Below are 19748 nucleotides of genomic sequence, written 5' to 3'. Positions count from 1 at the left end.
GGCGGGCGCGGATGCCGAGGCCCGGCGCAGCCCGGCCATGCGCCGCAGGGTGCGCGGATGCACGCAGTAGGCGGCGGCAACGTCTTCTATCGGTGAGCTGTTCATGGCGTGCAGGGCCTCCAGGCATTGCTCGGGCGTGAGCGCCCGCCTGCGCCCTACGTGCCGGCCCCGGGCCTTGGCCGCCGCCATGCCGGCGCGGGTGCGTTCGCTGATGAGCGAGCGCTCGAATTCGGCCAGCGCGGCCATCATGTGGAAAAGCAGCATGCCGCCCGAATGGGTGGTGTCGATGTTTTCGGTGAGCGAGACGAATTGGATGCCTTTCTTGCCCAGTTTGTCGATGGTGTCCACCAGGTAGCGCAACGACCGGCCGAGCCGGTCCAGCCGCCACACGACCAGCGTGTCGCCGGGCTTGAGCTTGCGCAGCACGGCATCCAGCCCGGGGCGCGAGGCGGCGGCGCCCGATATGCCCTTGTCGGTGTACAGGCGCACGCAGCCGGCCCGCGTCAGGGCCGAGACCTGCAGGTCCAGGTTCTGGTCTTCGGTGGAGACCCGGGCATATCCGTACTTTCTGGCGTTATTGGAGGTGTGCATGGGATAGAGGGCTGGCACGAAGGGCCGCAGGCGGGCACGGCGGTTTCGTTCCGACGCTTCATGTAGCAAATATTGACAAAAGGGACCCCTTTTGCCCGCCGCGGTGACGCAATAGTTGCTTGCATATAAGTGCCCGGCCTGCGACAGCGTTTTGATACCTTCCCAGCCTGACAGAAGGGGTCCTTTCTGTCCGAATGGCCTGCCCCCAGGCTGTCGGCGGCTGGCGGGCAGGGTGGGGCGCCTTTCCGGCGGGGCGGGCGTGACCGAGGCGGCCGGCGTCTCCTCGACTGGCGCCGCCGCGGGCGGCCTCGCCCAGCCCGCGCCGGGCCTGCAAGCCCCGCTGAAATTTATAGTAACAATTGAAAACTATACGCAATTGGCCCAGGCCTACGGCGAGGATTTCGCGCGCGGGGTGGTGGCCGCATTGCGGGTGCGCGCACGCGCCCTGGGCCTGGCCGTGCGGGCCGGCGCGGTGGGAGACGAAAGCCGCTTCGTCGCCGTGGCGGCCGCTGCGGCCCTTGGCGCGAACCGCGACGTGAGCGCCGTCCTGGCGCAATTGGGCGGCATGCCGGTCGAGCGCGCCGGCCGTTCGGTGCTCGCCGCCCTGCGCGCGGACACGATCGAGCCGCGGCCCTTGCCCGCCGGGGCCGGCGCGGGCGGGGGGGCCGGCATATCGGCCGAGCGCGGCCCGGCCGAACGCGGCCGGCGCGCGCCTGCCTTGCCGCGCGATGCCTGGCGCTGCGCCTATCTCGCGGACATGGACCAGGCCTTGCGGCTATACCGGCACCTGGCCGGCGGCGAGCTGCTGTTCGCCTTCCAGCCGGTGGCCGCGCGCCGCGCGCCCTCTTGCCCGGTCTACCTGGAAGCCTTGTTGCGCGCGCCCGCCAGCGACGGGGCGGTGCTGTCCGTGGGCCATGCCATCGGCGCGCTGGAGCGGCTGGGCCTGATGCGCCATGTCGATCATTGCGTGGTCGGGGCCGTCCTGGACCTGCTCGGCGCCCACCCGGGCCTGGTGCTGGGATGCAACGTGTCGGCGGCCAGCATGGCCGATGATGGATGGTGGCAGCCCATCTTGCGCCGCCTGCAGGCCGACCGGGCGCTGGCCGGCCGGCTGGTGCTGGAAATCACGGAAAGCACCCGCATCGCCGATCCGGCGGCGGCCCTGGCTTTCGTGCGGCGCCTGCAAGGCCTGGGCTGCCGGGTGGCCCTGGATGATTTCGGCGCGGGCTTTGCCAACCTGGAGTTCGCGGTGCAGGCCCGGCCCGACATCATCAAGATCGACATCGGCTACCTGCGCCGCGCGCGCGAGTGCGAGGCGGCCCGGGCCATGCTGGCCAACCTGATCCGGCTTTGCGCCTCGATCGCGGACCATGTGGTGGTCGAAGGCATGGAAACCCGGCAGGACCTGGCCCTGCTGGGCGATGCGCCGGGCCTGTGGCTGCAGGGCTGGTGGATCGGCCGGCCCGTGCCCTGGCTGCCCGGCGGCGGCAGGGCGGCCGTCGGCATGGCCGGCCCGGGTACTGTTGTTTTCAATGGGTAACGTATCTTTTCCTGTCATAAAGCGGTCCGCGCGCGCCGATATCGTCCTGGCCATTCATGACCGGGGAGAGACAGCGATATGGCCCACAGACCTTCGTTCAACCTGGCCTGGGGGGCGTTCTCCCGGGTCAACGGCTCCGTGGCCCACGTGGGCCGCGTCATAGGCGGGAAAGTCCAGGCCAACATCGATGCCGGGATCTTCACCAATGCCTGCGCCATCCGCCTGAGCTACGTGCTCAACCAGACGGGTTTCGCCATTGGGGCCGGCGCCGGGGCCACCTCCTCGGGAGCCAACGGGGCGCGCTACCTGTACCGGGTGCGGGACCTGGTGCCGCACCTGCAATCGCTGTTCGGCCCGCCTGACGAGGTTTTCCAGAACCCGACGCCGGCCATGTTCGCCGGCAGGAAAGGCATTATCGTGTTCGAAGTGGCCATCTGGAGCGATGCGTCGGGGCATGCCACGCTGTGGAATGGCGGGGCCTGCGCGGACACCTGCTATTTTCGCGAATCGACGCGCGCCAGCCTGTGGGAGTTGAAATGAAGGTGCGAGGGCTTGCCGCTGCGGTATCGACCTTGTTGTGCCTGGCCGCCTGCGCGGCCCCGGGCCCGCGCGCGGCGCAGGCGGCCGCCGGCGCGCAGGGAACGGGCCAGGGGCAGGATTTGTCCGAGGCGCGGCGCCTGGAGAAATTCGCCGTTGCCCAATGCCTGATGCGCGCCTTTCCCGATACGCCCGTGGCCGCGGACGCGCGCCGCGCATCGGGCGCCTATGTCGAGCTGGGCGCGGCCCAGGCCGATGTGTACGAGCAGATCGTGGCGCGCGTGCAGGCCTGGCAGGGCCGGCCCTATCCGTCCAAGCGCGGCGAATCGTTGCGCGTGATGCAGTGCCTGGACCTGCCCGACGATGCCGGCCTGCAGGAGCTGGTGGCGCCTTATCGGTGACGGCTCCGGGCCGATTAGGGATCCGGCCTTGCCTGGGGTTCATGCCCTACACTCGTCCCAGGAACCATCACCCGACGAGGCCAGGACATGGAAGTGACGCTGACAGGACGCACCGCCCTTATCACCGGCGGCAGCAAGGGCTTGGGCTATGCCATCGCCGAGCGCTACCTGCGCTCGGGCGCCAGCGTCGTCATCGCCGCGCGCGGCGAGGCGGCGCTGCAGGCGGCCCGGGCAAGGCTGGCCGGGCATGGCGGGGATCGCGTCCATGCGGTGCCCTGCGACGTGGCTACGGCCGATGGCGTGCAGCAGTTGTACGAGGGCGCCATGCAGGCCTTCGGCCGCGTGGACATCGTCGTCAACAATGCCGGCGTCTCGGCTGCCAAGCCCTTCGCCGAAGTCAGCGACCAGGCCTGGCAGGACGACCTGGACCTGAAGCTGTTCGCCGCGATCCGGCTTGTGCGGCTGGCCTGGCCGCAGATGCGGCAGCGCCGCTGGGGCCGCGTCATCAATGTGCTGAACGTGGGCGCCAAGGCGCCGGGCGCCAGGTCCTTGCCGACCTCGGTGTCGCGCGCGGCGGGCATGGCGCTGACCAAGGCGCTGTCGGCCGAAGGCGCGGCGGACAATATCCTGGTCAATGCGCTGCTGGTGGGCAAGATCGAAAGCGACCAGTGGGTGCGGCGCGCCGATGCGCTGGGCGTGCCGCTGGAGACAGTGCTGCAGGACATGGCGGCCGGCATTCCGCTGGGCCGGGTGGGGCGGGCCGAGGAGTTCGCCGCCCTGGCGTGTTTCCTGGCTTCGGACCTGGCTTCCTATGTGACGGGTACGGCCGTCAACGTGGACGGGGGCCTTTCGCCCGTGGTGTGAAGACGGCCGCAAGCCGGCGCGGGCCGGAAGTCCACAATAGCCGTCACGGTTCTGTAACCTGAGATTCACGTTCGCTCCATAGAATGCAGGCTTGCCCGACCGCCCATCCTGGCGGTCGCGTTTTTTCCCGGGCTCCTGTGTGCGTGGATGCGTCCCTTGTTCGGTCCGAAATCCCTGGTCTTGCGTACGCGTGCGAGCCGTGGTGGCGCTGACGCTGGCATGCGGCGCCGCTGCGCCCGCCTGGCCGGCGGCGGGTCCGGCCCAGGGCATCGCGGTGTCCGGCGCGCCGGCACAAGCCGGCCAGGACGCGGACATGCCCGCGGCCCGGCCGGTGCGGCAGGATGCGCCGGCCGTCCAGCACTTTGCGCTGCCGGCCTTGCCTTTGCACGACGCCTTGCAGCGCTACAGCGCCCAGACCGGCCGCTCGGTGCTGTACGACACGCAACAGGTGGCGGGCCGGCGTTCGGCGCCGGTGCAAGGCCGCTATACCGAGGACCAGGCCCTGCAGCGCCTGCTGGCCGGAACCGGCATCGTGCCGCGCCACGCCTCGCGCCGCGCGGTGTCGCTGGCCCCCCTGGCCCAGGCCGCCCCGCCTTCCCCGGCGGCCGGCGTGCCGGCCGATCCGGCGCGCCAGCGCTTCTACGGCCAGTTGCAGGCACGCATCATCCAGGCGCTGTGCGCGCGGCCGCAGATCCAGGCGGGCAGCTACCGGCTGGCGCTGCGCTTTCGCCTGAACGACATTGCCGCCATCGACGGCCTGCAGGTGCACGCCAGCGGTCGTCCCGAACTCGAACCCATGATCCATGCGGCGCTCTCGGGGCTGACGGTCGGGGCATCGCCTCCGCGCGGCGCGGCGCAGCCGCTGACCTTGCTGATCACGCCCGAAGCGGCGCAGCGCCATGGCGGTTGCCCGTCATGAAGGAAAGGGCGGGCATCCGGCCGCTGGCCGGCGCGATCGCGGGCGGGCGCGGGCCAAGGGGCGCCTGGTGAGCGGTGCCGACCTGGACCGCCTGCGCCGGCTGTTCACCGAGCGCTACGAGGCGCTGCGCTCGCTGGTGGCGCGGCGGCTGGGCGGCGCTTCGCCCGAACTGGCCGGCGATGCGCTGCACGAAGCCTACATCCGCCTGACCGACAAGAACGGCCTGGCGGGCGTGCGGCACCCGCAAAGCTACCTGGTCAACACCGCCGTGCATGCGGCCATCGACCGCCTGCGCGGCGATGGGCGGCTGCTTGGCGAAGCCGAGGTCAACGCCTTCTTCGATGTGCCCGACGAGGCGGCAGGCCCCGAGCAGACCGCCCAGGCCCGCCACGACCTGGCGCGCATGAGCCGGGCGCTGGAGGCCCTGCCGGCGCGCCAGCGCGACATTCTCATCGCGGCGCGCGTGCATGGCGTGCCGCGCGCCGAGCTGGCCCGGCGCTGGGGCATTTCCGTGCGCCTGGTCGGGCGCGAACTGCAGACGGCCCATGAAGCCTGCGTGCGCGCCATGCAGGACCCGAAGGAGTAACCATGTGTATTTTCCGGGCCTTTTGGGTGCCGATCCGGCCCTGCTGAAACGTCTAGATCACAAGAACCGCCTATAGGCCGCATCCATGCATTCCCACGCCACCGCCGACATCGACGCCCAGAGCCTGGCGGCCATCCAGGCCGAGGCCCACGCCTGGGCGCGCAAGCTGGCGACCGGCCGGCCCACGCGCCGCGACGGCCAGGCGTTCGTGCGCTGGCGGGCGCAAAGCGCCGCGCACGAGCAGGCCTGGCGGCAGGCCTGCCGCCACTGGCAGGTGCTGGGCGTGGCGGCGCGGCAATACGAGGCGCAGCATCCGGACCTGGCGCAGCAGGCCCGCGCGGCGCCGCGGCCGGTCCAGCCGCGGCGCCGGCTGCTGCTCGGCGCCGCGGTGCCGGCCCTGGGCGCGATGGCGGCGGTGGCGCTGGTAAAGCCGCCATTTGGCCTGTGGCCTTCGTGGACCGAATTGGGCGCGGACCTGCGCACGGCGACCGGCGAGCAGCGCGAAGTCGAGCTGGCCGGCGTGCGGCTGGCACTGAACACCCGCACCAGCGTCGCCTTGCAGTCCGGGCGCGGCCATCCGCGCATCGAGCTGATCGCCGGCGAGGCCGCCGTGTCGGCCTCGGGCGGCGCGCCTTGCGAGGTGGTGGCAGGCAGCGGCCATATCCGCCTGGACGCGGGCGATATCGAGCTGCGGCACCTGCCTTCGGGGCAGGTGCGGATGCGCTGCAACCAGGGCGCCGCGCAGCTGCGGCATCCGGCGCGCGAGCTGGCGCTGCTGGCCAGCCAGGAAGTCCTCTACGACAGCCATCGCCTGGGCGAGCCCACCGGCTTGGGCCAGCAGGGCCAGGGTTGGCGCCAGGGCATCGTGGCCTTTCACGACATGCCGCTGGCCCAGGCCATCGAGGAAATCAACCGCTACCGCCCGGGGCGGGTCGTGCTGCTGCGCGGCGCGCTGGCCGAGCGCCGCCTCAGCGGCCGCTTTGCCGTGGATGCGTTGGACGAGGCCATCGTGCATATCCAGAAAATGTACGACGCGCAGGTGCGGCGCGTGGCCGACGTGGTGTTCCTGAGCTGAATCGCCGCCTGTCCGGCCGCCCGGGCTTGGGACGCGTGTCTTGTCAAAAAAAATTCATGGGGATTGCTGTACCGATCCGGGCGGCGCGATTCGACTAGTAGGGGTACAGGCCAGCCGTGCCCGGCGCGGCGGCCACCCATGCATCGATCAGGATCCGCATCCCATGTCCAAGCCCGTCACGCAAGTTTTTTCGTCCGCCATGTCCAGCCCGCATCGTCGGCTGCGTCCCGGCTCGCCGCGCCTGCCGCGCCCGACTCCGCTGGCCCAGGCGCTGGCCGTGGCGCTGCTGGCCGGCGCGGCGGCGCTGCCCCAGGACGTGTCGGCCCACGCGGGAGGCGGGGCCTGGTTCGCCGCCGGCGCCGGCGCGGGCGGCCAGGCGCGCGCGGCGCAGCGCGCGCCCGCGCCTGGGGCGACCCTGCCCACTTCGGCGCGCCAGCAGGCCCAGGCGCGCGAGCAGCTCTCGCGCTCGATCGCCAACCTGAACCGCACGGCCAACGCCATTGCCGCGCAGCAGGCCGCGCAGGAGCAGGCGCGCAATCATGCGCAGAATGCCGCCTGGGTGCGCGACGGCCTGGGCGCGGACGGCCTGGATCCGCTGGCCGGCGGGCGTTGGGACGCGGCCGCGCCCGAAACCGGCGTCAAGGACGGGCGCCAGCAGGTCACCATCGCGCAGGACCGCCCGCGCGCGATCCTGGAGTGGAACAGTTTTCACGTGGGGCGCAATACGGACCTGACGTTCAGGCAGGCGTCTACGGATGCCGTGCTGAACAAGGTGATGGGCGATGCGCGCCCCAGCCAGATCCAGGGCAGCATCCGCGCCGACGGCACGGTGATGATCGCCAACCAGAACGGCGTGGTGTTCACCGGCAGCAGCCAGGTCAATGTGCGCAACCTGGTGGCCGCGGCGGCCGCCACCACCGGCAGCCAGGGGCAGGCCCTGGACGCGCAGTTCCTGGCCCGCGGGCTGTATTCCGAAGGCGGCACGCCCACGTTCCAGGATGCCTTGGGCAACATCGAAGTCCAGGCGGGCGCGCGCCTGGCCACGCACGCCCCGGCCAGCTCCACTTCGGGCGGGGGCTACGTGCTGCTGGCCGGCAAGCAGGTCCAGAACGCCGGCACGATCCACACCCCGCGCGGGCAGGCGCTGCTGGCCGCCGGCGACAGCTTCGTCATCGCTCGCGGTCAGGGCACCGAAGGCAACCCCTCGTCGACCACGCGCGGCAACGAGGTCACGGCCGCCGGCAGCGGCATCGTGGCCAATACGGGCCTGATCCAATCACCGCAAGGCGACATCACGCTGGCCGGCACGCAGGTGCGCCAGCTGGGCGTGGCCGTGGCCACGAGCTCGCAGGACCTGCGCGGCACGATACACCTGAGGGCCGCCGGCGCCGACGGGCAGGTGCTGCTGGGCCGGGACAGCGCCACGGCCATCGTGCTGGCCGATACCGACGCCACGGCGCTGGACGGCCAGCGCGACAGCCTGCAGGCGCCGGTGGTGGATAACTCCCAGGACAACATCGTGCGGGCCGACGATTTCCGGCGCGACCTGTCGCTGGTGCGGATCGAAAGCGGCGGCACGGTGGACTTCGAGGGCGGCTCGCTGACCCTGGCCACGGGCGGGCAGATCGCGGTGAACGCCGCGCGGCGCGCGCTGGTGCGCGAGGGCGCGGTGCTGGACGTCTCGGGCGCGGTGGGCGTGCGGGTGGCCATGGAGAGCAACAACCTGCAGATCAACGTGCAGGGCAACGAGCAGCGCGATGCGCCGGTCAACCGCGACAGCGGCCAGCTGAACAACAGCAACATCTGGGTGGACCGGCGCTCGCTGGTGCATGTGCCGGCGGGCACCAACGGCTATGAGGGCGAGCGCTGGTACACCGCCGGCGGCCTGCTGGAGGTGGGCGGCTACCTGGCCACCAGCGGACGGGGCGTGGGCGAGTGGATGGCCCAGGGCGGTGCGGTGCAGTTCACGGGCGGCGAGGTGGTGACGCAGGCCGGGTCCTCGATCAACCTGTCGGGGGGCACGCTGGACGTGCAAAGCGGCATGATCCGCCAGAGCTGGCTGCGCGGGGCGGACGGGCGGCTGTACGAGGTCTCGCGCGCGCCGGGCGACATGCTGTATGCGGGGATGTACCAGGGCTACGAGCGGCACAGCGAGCGCTGGGGCCAGACGGACCACTACTACAACCCGCTGGTGGCGCCGGGTCAGCGGCGCGAGCCGGGCTATACGGTCGGCCGCGATGCGGGGGTGCTGGTGATCGGCACCGGCCATGCGGTGCTCGAAGGCGAGATCGCCAGCGACACCTACCAGGGCCCGCGGCAGGACCAGGCGCCGCAGGCCGGGCTGGACGGCTACTACCAGTCGCAGCGGGCGCTGGCGCGCGGGGCGCAGTTGGTGGTGGGGCGCTACACGCCGTACTACGTCAAGGACAGCGGCACGCTGCAGCATGGGCTGGGGGCCGATGCGAACACGATCCGCGAGGTCGTGCTGGGCGCCACGGGCGAGCGTATCGCGGCCGGCTTGAGCCTGGACGATGCGCTGCCGGCGGATCGCCAAGGCAGGCTCTACCTGGATACCGAGCAGCTCAATGGTTTCGGGCTGGGGGCGGTGCGCGTGGCCGCGGCCGGCGGCATCACGGTCGAGGCGGCGCTGAGCACCGCGCCGGGCGGGGAGATCACGCTGTTCGGCCCGCGGGTGGAGGTCAGCGCCGACCTGAGCGCGCACGGCGGCATGATCCGGCTGGGCAACGTGTTGAACCAGGTCAGCGCCAACCGGCGCATCGAGGATACCACGCTGGCGGCCCCCGCGGGCACGCGCGCCGGCGTCACGGTGGCCGAGGGCGTGACGATCGATGCCGGCGGGCTGTGGAGCAACCTGCTGCTGGACCCTGCGAACATCGCCTACCTGCCGTACCGCGATGGCGGCACGGTGTCGGTGCGCAGCAGCGGCGACGTGATGCTGGGCGCCGGCAGCCTGGTCGACGTGGCAGCGGGGGCGGCTGTCCTGGCCGATGGCACGACGCGGGGCGGGCGGGGCGGCAACGCCACGCTTGCCGCCAATGCCGCCAGCGCTTCGAGCGCCGGCGTGCTGAGCCTGGATGGGGAAATCCGCGGCTACGGCGTCACGGGCAGCGGTACATTGGCCATCCTGGCCGGGCGCGTGCGCATCGGCGGGGCGCACGAAGCCGTCGAACCGGGCGAACTGCACTTGCCGGAGGACTTTTTCGGCAAGGGCTTCTCGCGCTACCAGGTCATCGGCAACCAGGGCATGGCCGTGGCGCCGCACGCCCAGGTCGAGGTGACGATGCCGGTCTACCGCTTTGCCGCCGCCGCGCGGGACGTGCCCACCGGCCACGGCGCCACGCAGGCCTTGGAGGCCTGGACGCCGCCGCGCTACCTGCAAGACCCGGCCGCCGGCGTGCTGACCCAGCGAGGCGGGGCCAGCCTGAGCCTGCAGGCCGGCAGCGCGCTGTCGTCCATCGCCGAGCGGTCCGATGTCCTGGCGCAGATCGGCCTCGGCGCGGCGGTAACCGTCGACCCGGGCCAGGCCATCGAGATCCGCAGCATCGGCCAGCTGACGGTCCTGGGCACGCTCAACGCCTGGGGCGGGCGCATCGACCTGGGCGCCGTCGACGAGCGCCTGGATGCCGCCGGCCATGGCCGTTCCGTCTGGATCGGCGAGCAGGCGGTGCTGGATGTCGCCGGCCGCGCGGCCACCGCCGTGGACCTGCTCGGCAAACGGTATGGCATCGTCCAGGCGGGCGGGGAAATCGTCATCGGCGGCGCATTCGATGCCGAGAGCGCGCAGGCCGGACGCCCGAATGCGCTTACCCAGTCGCACAATGCCGACGACGTGTTCGTCGTCGTCCGGCCGGGCGCCTTGCTGGATGCCTCGGGCGCGAGCGCCGTCCTGGATATCCCGGGCCGCGGCGCTGTCGCGGTGGCCAGCGCCGGCGGCGCGATCACGCTTGCCTCCAGCAACGGCCTTTATGTCGATGGCACGCTGCGGGCCGGCTCGGGCGGCGCCGGCGCGGCGGGCGGCAGCCTGACCCTGGCGCTGGACACGCCCCTGTACCGCACGGCGGACGCGGGCGCAAGGGTGCGGCGCGTGCGCGAACTGGCGCTGGTGCGCGAGGCAGAGGGCAGCGGATTGCCCACGGACGCCGGTCAGGCCGCGGGCCTGCTGCAGTACGGCCACGGGCAGATCGCGGCGAGCCAGGTTGCGGCCGGCGGGTTCGACAGCCTGACGCTGGCCAGCGATGGCGTCCTGAGCCTGGGCGGCGATGTCCGGCTGGCGCTGGGGCAGTCCCTGAGCCTGTATGCCAGCGTGCTGACGCCGGGCGGGGATGCGCCCGACAGCGCGCGGATCGAGCTGGCTGCGCCGTATGTGCGCCTGGCCGGCTACGTCGGCCGCCACGGCGCGGACGGCTACATCCATCCCACCGTGGTAGGCGGCCTGTCGGCACAGGCCGCCGCGGGCAGCCTGCAGATCCAGGCCGGCCAGCTGCTGGACCTGGGCGGTGTGCTCTACATGGGGGGGCGCAGCCAGGCAGCGACCGTCACCGGCCTGCCCGAGTTCGCGGACCGGCGGGCGTTCGATAGCGTGAGGCTGGAGAGCGGCGGCGACATGCGCCTTTTGGGCGGAGAGTTCTATTCGCCCGGCGACCTGGCCTTGGCTGCCGCGCAACTGTATCCGGCGACCCAGGCCAACGCGGTGGTCTATGCAGGCTGGAACGGCACGAACGCCGATTTCGCCCCTGGCCGCACGCTGACCATCGCACGCACCACCGAGTCCATGCCCGGGATGCCGTACTCCGTATTCGGACGCCTGAGGCTGGCGGCCTCGACGGTCGATCAAGGCGGCGTGGTCCGGGCGCCGCTGGGCAGCGTCGTCTTCGGTTCGCCGCCGGCTTCGAGCCTGAATACCATGCACCTGAACCTGCTGGATGGCAGCGTGACCTCGGTCAGCGCGAACGGGCTGCTGATGCCGTACGGCGGCTCCATCGACGCAGTGGCCTGGACGTACGCCGGCCAGCAGGTCTCGCTAAGCGGCGCGGCAAGCCAGGGCGATGCGTTCGTCGAGCTGCGGGGCCGCTACGTCGACGTCCAGGAGGGCGCCCTGATCGATCTGTCCGGCGGCGGCACGCTGACCGGCGCCGGCTTCGTTTCGGGACGCGGGGGATCGACGGATGCGCGGTACCACCCGCTGGCGCAGGTCGGGCGGGACGGCCTGGTCCTGCCGGGCCTGGGCAGCAATCCGGTTTACGCCATCGTGCCGGGCATGCAGGCACCGGCGGCGCCGGCCGGCGGCGAGCGCGGGCCGAGCCAGGCCATGCTGGGCCAGCAGGTCACGCTGGCCGCCGGCGCTGTGCCTGGGCTGCCGGCCGGCACCTATACCTTGCTGCCGGCCACCTATTCCCTGCTGCCGGGCGCCTATCGCGTCGAGATCAACGGGGCGGCCGGGCCCGTGGGCGCGCCGGGCCGCACGGGCCTGCTGCGCAATGGTTCCTATGCGGCCGAGGGCGTCCTTTCCGTTGCGGGCACGCACGTGCGCGACAGCTTGCCCAGCCGCCTGATCCTGACGCCGGCCGATACGCTGCGCAGGTACTCGCAGTACAACGAGACGTCCTACGCCGACTTCGTGCGCGCCGACGCCGCCACGCGGGGCGTGCCTCGCGCGGTGATCGAGGCCGATGCGAAGAATCTCCTGCTGAGCTTTGCCGACCGCAATCCGGACGACGAAAGGCTCAGCCTGCGTTTCGATGGCACCGTGCTGGGCGGCGCGGCGCAAGGCGGCCGGGGCAGCACGCTGGCCGTGCTGGCCATCGGGCAGTCCGCCAGCGCCATCGAGGTGCTTGGCCAGGCCGATGCGCCCGGGCCGGATTCGCCCATTGCCGTGCGTGCTGCCGAGCTGACCCGGCTCCAGGTGGATAGATTGGCCATCGGCGGCATGCCATGGGTCGTCTACGGCCAGGCCGCAAACATGGTCAGGTTGGGCAACAGCACCGGCGCCGTCATAACCGGCAGGAATCCCGCGGGCGGCGTCACCGTCCGAAGCGGCGCGGTCCTGTCCGCGCCGGAAGTGATGCTGATCAGCAAGGGCAACCTCTACCAGCGCGACGGCACGATCGTGATCGAGCAGGGGGCGCAAATCAGCACGCTGGGCCAGGGAGCCTCCGCCTTCGATGCCACGCATGGGTTCGTGCACCAGCCGGCGGACATCAGCGTCGTGGCGGTTTCCAACGGCGCGCTGCAGTGGCTGGCGCCGCAGGCCGGCAGCAGCGAGTTTCCCGGCGCGATCCAGGTCGGCACGTGCGCGGTGGGCTCCTGCGCCGGACAGACGCGGCTCTATTCCGAAGGCAGCATCGCGTTCGTCACCGACAACCGCTTCGAGCTCGATGATTCGGTGCTGTACGGCACGCGCCACCTGAGCCTGGCGGTTGGCGCCTTCAATATCGGCGGCGCCCAGGCGCTGGCCGCCGCGCAGGCGCGCGGCGCCTTGACGCCGGGCCTGACGATCAATCAGCAGATCATGGAGCGCCTGCTGCAGGGCGATGCGAACGCGGGCGCGCCGGCGCTGGAAACCCTCGAGCTGATCGCGGGCCGTTCGCTGAACTTCTTCGACAGCGTCACCTTGTCCACCCTGGATGCCGATGGCCGCTCGCTGCTGGACAACCTGCTGCTGACCACTTCGGCGGTCTACGGTTATGGCGGCGCCGGCGACCTGGCGTTGATCCGCACCGGCCGGCTGTTCTGGAACGGCGCAAGCCAGGCGCCCGGGGCGGTCGCCGCGGGCGGCGCCGGCACGGGCTCGGGTGCCTTGCAGATCGAGGCGGCGCAGATCATCTTCGGCTACGGCCCGTGGGGCCGGCCGGACGGCGTCAGCGAGCTGGACCGGCTGGCGCTCGGTTTCGCCAGCGTCAACCTGCACGCCAGCGAACGCATCAGCGCCAACAACGCCGGTACGCTGGCGGTGTACCAGGCCCAGGGAGAGTATGTGGCGGGAGAAGGCTACCGCCATGACGGCGGCGACCTGAACGTCATCACGCCGTTGTGGACCGGCGAATCCGGCTCGGTCAGCCGGATCACCGCCGGCGGCGCGATAACGGTGGCCGCGCCCGCCTCCGGCGCGGCCGATCCGTCCTCGGCGGCCGAACTGGGCGCCGAGCTGGCGCTGACGGCGGGCCGGGGCCTGGCCCTGGACACGGCGGTGGCGCTGCCCAGCGGCAGGCTGACGCTGGCGGCCGAAGGAGACGTGGCCCTGGGCGGGCGCGCGCACCTGGACCTGTCGGGGCGCAGCGTGACGTTCTTCGACGACCAGGACGCCACGCAATACAGCTGGGGCGGGGATGCGATCCTGCGCAGCGCGGCCGGGGACGTGCGGCTGGCCGCCGGTTCGATCGTCGATGTGTCGGCCCGGTACAACCAGGCGGGACGGCTTTCGGTCCTCGCGCTGGGCGAGGCGGCGGGCGCCGTGGACCTGCAAGGCCTGGTGCGGGGCGCCGCCAGCGGCTACTACGAGGCCGGCGGCAGCTGGGCGCCGTACCAGGGCGGCGCGGTCGAGATCCGAGCCCAGCGCCTGGACGGCGGCGCGGACACGAGCGCGGCCTTCGCGGCGCTGAACCAGCGCCTGAACGAAGGAGAAGTATTCGGCCGGCGCAGCTTCCAGCTCAAGCAGGGCGACCTGCGGATCGGCAACGAGCTCAGGGCCGGCCAGATCGAGGTCTCGGTCGATGGCGGACACTTGACCGTGGCCGGCACCGTGGACGCCAGCGGCGAGCGGGTGGGCAGCATCCGGCTGGCGGGCGGGCAGGGCCTGACGCTGGACGGCAATGCCGTGCTCGACGCGCACGGCACGATGCTGCGCATCGACAGCTACGGCCAGGTCATCGACGCGCCCAATCGCGCGGTCATAGAACTGAATTCGGGCCAGGGCCTGCTGACGCTGGCCGCCGGCAGCAGGATGGACTTGCGCTACGGTACCGACGATGCGCGGGTGCGGGCCCATCCCGCGCTGCACGACGGCCGGGCGCGGGGCACGGTGGAATTGTTCGCCCCGCGCATCGATGCCGGCGGCAACGCCGGCACCGCGCAGGCCGCCGTGCACGGCGACGTGGCCATCCAGGCGCAGGACGGCCTGCGGATCGAAGGCGCACGCTCCATCGCCGTCAACGCCGTGCAGCGCCATGACGACGCGCCATACGGCACGGAGCCCGCCGCCGGCGGCAAGCCCTACCAGGTCATCGACCAGGCCTACCTGGACGCCAGGCACGCGCAGAGCGCGGAGTTCATCGCCCGGGCGCTGGCCAATGGCGCCCTGCGCGAAGGCAGGCTTGCCGGCCTGGACAACGCCGCCTACGGGCAGGTCTTGCATCTGCGTCCGGGCGTGGAGATCGTCAGCGCCACGGCCGACGGCGATATCGTGGTCGGCGGCGACCTGGACCTGTCCGGCCACCGCTACGACAGCCTGAACCCGGGCAGGCAAAGAACGGCCGTCCACGGTTCGGGCGAGCCGGGCGCGCTGGCCATCCGCGCCGGGGGCGACCTGCATGTCTATGGCAGCATCAACGACGGCTTCGCGCCGCCGCCGGACACGCCCGACGACAACGGCTGGGTGCTTACCCCGGGCCTGCAGGCGTATGGCGGGGACGTGGTGGTACCCGGCCCGGGCGTCGGCCTGGCGGCCGGCACGCGGTTTCCGCCCGGCAAGGTGCTGAACTACGACCTGCCGATCCGGGAGGTTGCGCTGGCCGCCGGCACCGAGCTGCCCGCCGCGGCCGTCCTTGCCGCCGACTTGCGGGTGCCGGCCGGCACCGTGCTGGGCGGGGCGGTGCGCGACGCCGATGGCCACGTCATGCACGCCGCCGGCACCGTATTGCGGGAAGCCGCCGTCCTGCCGGCCGGGACGCGGCTCGATCCGGGTTTCACGCTGCCGGCGGCCGCCACGCTGGCGGCCATGGTCTGGCCGGCGGGCGCGCCCTTGCCGCACCGCGCGACCTCCCAGTCGAGCACGAACCCGGACGGCGTGTTCCTGTCCGTGGACCTGCAATTGCCCGTCGGCGCGCTGATTCCCTCGATGACGGACGTCAGGCTGATCGGCGATGTGCCCTCCGTCGCCCTGCGTGCGGCCAGCGGCGGCCGGATGGGCCGCAATTGGGCGGTGGCCGCCATGTTGCCTGAGGATTCGCTGTCGTGGAGCCTGCGGCTGGTGGCCGGCTCGGACACCGGCGCGGCCGACCCCCGGCTGACGCGGCCCCAGGCCGACGGCAGCCTGGTGCTGGCCGATACGCACTATGGCTTGTACGAGCAGCGCGAGCGGACCGTCATCCCCGGCACGCCCCCGCAGCCGGGCGGCGCCTGGTATTGGAACGAACTGGGGGAATTGATATTCGGAAGCGACGGCGCGGTGGCGGGAACGCCGGTTCCGCCGGGGTGGGAATCGGTCTGCGCGGACGGCTTGTGCGACAGGGTGAGCTATGTCTGGAACGAACTGGGGGCCTTGTTCGGCTTCGAGGCCGGAACACCGGTTCCGCCGGAATGGGAGTCGCTGTGCGCCGACGGCCTGTGCGTGTCATTGGGCGAACCGATACCCGGTACGCCTGATCGGGTCGTCATCGGCGAGATCATCAAACGGATCCCGGTAGCGCAGAATTTCAGCGTGCTGCGCACCGGAACCGGCGACCTGGACCTGCTGGCCGCCGGCGACTTCGTCATGCGCTCCTTGTATGGGGTGTACACCGCCGGCACCTCCACGGCGTCCCGCGCGGGCGCGCAGGCGGCGGCATTCGACCGCGACCGCGGCAGGCAGGCCGACGGCACCTACCTGGGCACGGGCTTCACGCCGGAACTGCCGGACAACCACGCGCCGCCCGGGCCGGCCTACGAGTCCGTGGTCGACAGGGCCGGGCAGGGCGCTTATGCCGCCTGGTATCCCGACGGCGGCGGCAACCTGCTGCTGCGGGCGGGCGGCAACCTGGCCGGGGACATGCACGCGCGCTATAACCCGGTGCAGGAGGGCCAGGACTTACGGCCCCAGCGCAGCAGCGTGGACCTGGGCAACTGGCTGTGGCGGCAAGGCAGCGGCGACACCGCCGGCATCGAGCCGATCGCCACCAGCTGGTGGATCAATTTCGGCACCTACGTGCCCGGCTCGGCCGTCAGCAATACCTACTATGGGCTGAGCAATGCCGAACGCAGCGCGGTGGCGGCGATTCCCGAGCTGGTGGGCTTTACCGGGCTGGGCACGCTGGGGGGCGGCAACCTGTCCATAGAGGTGGATGGCGCCGCGGGCCTGATCGAGCGCCGGGGCAGCTCCCGGGCCCTTGGCGGCGGCCGCCTGCGCAGCGAAGGGCTGGCCGTCGCCGTGGCCGGCACGGGGCGGGTCCTGGATGGCGGCGAACTGCTGCTGACGGGCGGGGGCGATCTGCGCCTGCAGGTGGGCGGCGGGCTCAATCCCGGCCTGCAGGCGCGGGCGGACGCGGCCTCGCCGGTCGGCGCCGAGAGTTTCAACGCGCAGGAGATCGATCTGACCGGCGTGCTGGCCAACCTGCGCGGCAGCGTCCATCTGCAAGCGGCGCAGGCCGGGGGCGTGGCGCTCGGGTATACCAGGGCCCAGACCGATTCCAGGCCGTTCGACCCTTATACCGCGTCGCGGGCCTCGTCCACGGGCGGCCCGGTCCTGATGCTGGGAGACGCCGTGGCGACGCTGGCCACGCGCGGCGACCTGGTCGTTTCGGGGACGGGCGACCCCGGCCGTGTCGCGCTGCCTTATTCGCTGCCCTATGTCTCGGGCGGCGCCCATCACGGATCCGGCGGTCAGGGCTGGTTCTCGCTGTGGACGGACAATACGGCGATCAGGCTGTTCTCCGCCGGCGGCGACCTGACGCCGAGCGTGCAACTGCGGGAAGTCACGACAGCCGGAGCCGCGCTGACCGGGCGCAATCATTCCGCGACGGACGGGCGTTTCCTGTGGCCGGGCCAGTTGCGCATCGTCGCCGCAGGCGGAAGCGTGTTCCTCGGCCAGTCGGCATTGGGTTCGGTTACGCCTACGTCGTACAACGCCGCCTATTCCTTGCTGTTGTCGCCGTTCGGCAATGCCGACCTGCAGATCCTGGCCGCCGATTCGATCTATGCCAGCGGCTATGTGGTGAGCCGTTCGGCCGCGCCGGCCGAGGTGATGCCCACGCCCCTGAATCCGGCGTTCGCCGTGTTTTCCGCAGACGGTTTCCCTGCGCGGTACAACCTCGCGCACGATGCCATCCGCCCCTCGACGAGCCGCTTCAGCCTGTTCGCCTTCGGCCCGAATACGGCCCTGGAGCCCGCGGCCGGTGCGTACGCCCCGGCGCGCATCTATGCCTTGGGCGGCGATATCGTCGGGCTGGGCACGGGTGAAATCCTGGCGTTTGGCGCCAATACCGACAGGCCCGGCCAGACGTGGTACGAGGGGGCCGGTCCGGTATGGATGCGCGCCGGCAGGGATATCGTGCGCAGCGGGTCGCTGATCGGCGGGACGGCCACGGCGCCCGGCGAGATCGCCGCCGTCCCCTCCAGCCGGGCAAGCACGTCGTCTACCGTCAGGCGCACTGGCAATCTGTTCATCCACGGCGACCCGACCGACGTGTCGGTCGTCCAGGCCGGCCGCGACATCCTGTTCAGCAACTTCAACGTGGCGGGCCCCGGTACGCTGGAGGTCAGCGCGGGACGCCATATCGTCATGGCCGGGCCGGCCGAAGGCGGCGCCTACGCAGAGACCGGCATCCGCAGCCTGGGGCCTGTCGCGGTGGGCGATGCCCGTCCCGGCGCCGAGGTCGCGATCCAGGCCGGCCTGGGCGAGGCCGGCGCCGACTATGCGGGCTTCCTGGAGCGGTACCTGGACCCCTCCAACCTGGCCGACCCTTCGCTGCCGCTGGCCGAGCAGCCCGGCAAGGTCGCCAAGACCTACGAGGCCGAACTCATCGCGTGGTTGGCCGAGCGTTATGGATTCGAGGCGCCCGATGGCGATGCGGCCGAGGCGGCGAGGGCGTACTTCGACGGCCTGGCGCCGGCGCAGCAGCGTATCTTCGCGCGCCGGGTCTACTTCGCCGAACTGCGCGCGGGCGGGCGCGAGTACAACGATGCCGACGGTCCGCGCTTTGGCAGCTACCTGCGCGGGCGCAACGCGATCGCGGCCCTGTTCCCCGAGCACGACGCGGCGGGCCAGGCCATCGTCTACCAGGGCGACCTGCTGATGTACGGCGGCTCGGGCATCCATACGGACGTGGGCGGATCCATCCAGGTGCTCACGCCCGGCGGCAGCCAGACCTACGGCGTGGAAGGCGAGGCGCCGCCGGCCACCGCAGGCCTGATCACGCGCGGCGTGGGCGATATCCAGCTCTATTCGCTGGGCAGCATCCTGCTGGGCCAGAGCCGCATCATGACCACCTTCGGCGGGGACATCCTGGCCTGGTCGGCCGTCGGCGACATCAACGCGGGCCGGGGCAGCAAGACCACGGTGGTGTACACGCCGCCGCGGCGGGTGTACGACGCGGTGGGCAACGTCACGCTGTCGTCGGACGTGCCCAGCACGGGCGCGGGCATCGCCACGCTGGACCCGATCCCCGAGGTGCCGCCGGGCGACGTGGACCTGATCGCGCCCCTGGGCACGATCGACGCGGGCGAGGCGGGCATCCGGGTCTCGGGCAACGTGAACATCGCGGCCTTGCAGGTGGTCAACGCGGCCAACATCCAGGTGCAGGGCGAGGCGGCGGGCATCCCGGTGGTGGCGGCGGTCAACGTCGGGGCGCTGACCAGCGCCAGCGCGGCCTCCACGGCGGCGGCCGACGCGGCGCAGGAGTCGGTGGCGCGCACCCGCGCGGCGGCGCGCCAGAACCTGCCGTCCATCATCAGCGTGCAGATCCTGGGCTTTGGCGACGAGCCGGCGGCCGGCGGGCCGGCGCCGGGCGGCTCGTCCCCCGGTGCGTCGGCCGCGCCGGCGGCCCGGCAGGTGTCGTACCGGTCCGAGAGCATGCTGCAGGTGGTGGGCGAGGGGGATCTTTCCGAGGCGCAGCGGGCGCGCCTGACGCCCGGGGAGCGCCAGCGCTTCGGCCTGTAGGGAAACCGAAGGCGGCCCCGGGACGCGGTGTCCGGGGCCGCTTGCCGCTAAGGGGCCAGAAACGCCCGTATCGCCAGCCCCACGGCGCCCACCGCCAGCACGCCGGCCAGCCATAGCCCGGCGAACCACAAGGCCTGCCGCAGCCGGC

General features: G+C 72.0%; 9 protein-coding genes. 8 read left to right on the top strand and 1 reads right to left on the bottom strand.

All coding sequences use genetic code 11. The features are described 5' to 3' along the window. On the bottom strand, positions 1-591 hold a 591-nt coding region (locus V8Z80_RS19905), incomplete at its 3' end, for a recombinase family protein (RefSeq protein WP_336063225.1). A 232-nt stretch (positions 592-823) separates the two neighbouring features. Here V8Z80_RS19905 and V8Z80_RS19900 point away from each other — a divergent pair. The 8 genes from V8Z80_RS19900 (at position 824) to V8Z80_RS19865 (ending at position 19600) form a co-directional block, all read left to right on the top strand. Continuing rightward, positions 824-2131, top strand: a complete 1308-nt coding sequence (locus V8Z80_RS19900; protein WP_336063224.1) for an EAL domain-containing protein — start codon at positions 824-826, stop codon at positions 2129-2131. 78 nt (positions 2132-2209) lie between these two features. Then, positions 2210-2671, top strand: a complete 462-nt coding sequence (locus tag V8Z80_RS19895) for a type VI secretion system amidase effector protein Tae4 (RefSeq protein ID WP_336063223.1) — start codon at positions 2210-2212, stop codon at positions 2669-2671. Then, on the top strand, positions 2668-3069 hold the full coding sequence (locus V8Z80_RS19890) for a T6SS amidase immunity protein Tai4 family protein (protein ID WP_155194244.1): 402 nt from the start codon (positions 2668-2670) through the stop codon (positions 3067-3069). The genes V8Z80_RS19895 and V8Z80_RS19890 overlap by 4 nt, the downstream gene beginning before the upstream one ends. Positions 3070-3156: 87 nt before the next feature. Further along, entirely contained in the window at positions 3157-3933 is a 777-nt protein-coding gene (locus V8Z80_RS19885; protein ID WP_155194242.1) for an SDR family oxidoreductase, read from the top strand. 190 nt (positions 3934-4123) lie between these two features. Continuing rightward, positions 4124-4852 carry an STN domain-containing protein gene (locus V8Z80_RS19880; RefSeq protein ID WP_336063222.1) on the top strand — a complete coding sequence of 243 codons (729 nt, stop codon included), beginning with the start codon at positions 4124-4126 and terminating at the stop codon, positions 4850-4852. A gap of 67 nt (positions 4853-4919) precedes the next feature. After that, on the top strand, positions 4920-5438 hold the full coding sequence (locus V8Z80_RS19875; RefSeq protein WP_336063221.1) for an RNA polymerase sigma factor: 519 nt from the start codon (positions 4920-4922) through the stop codon (positions 5436-5438). An 85-nt stretch (positions 5439-5523) separates the two neighbouring features. Beyond that, complete coding sequence (locus V8Z80_RS19870; RefSeq protein ID WP_336063220.1) at positions 5524-6513, top strand: FecR family protein; 990 nt, start codon at positions 5524-5526, stop codon at positions 6511-6513. 163 nt (positions 6514-6676) lie between these two features. Next, the gene (locus V8Z80_RS19865; RefSeq protein ID WP_336063219.1) at positions 6677-19600 is read left to right on the top strand and encodes a filamentous haemagglutinin family protein; all 12924 of its coding nucleotides are present in this window, start codon (positions 6677-6679) and stop codon (positions 19598-19600) included. Positions 19601-19748: the final 148 nt, after the last annotated feature.

The organism is Orrella sp. JC864 (genome assembly GCF_037026685.1).
Classification (GTDB): domain Bacteria; phylum Pseudomonadota; class Gammaproteobacteria; order Burkholderiales; family Burkholderiaceae_B; genus Orrella.
The sequence above is the reverse complement of the archived record's forward strand: the minus strand, read 5'-3'. Positions and strand labels throughout refer to the sequence as shown.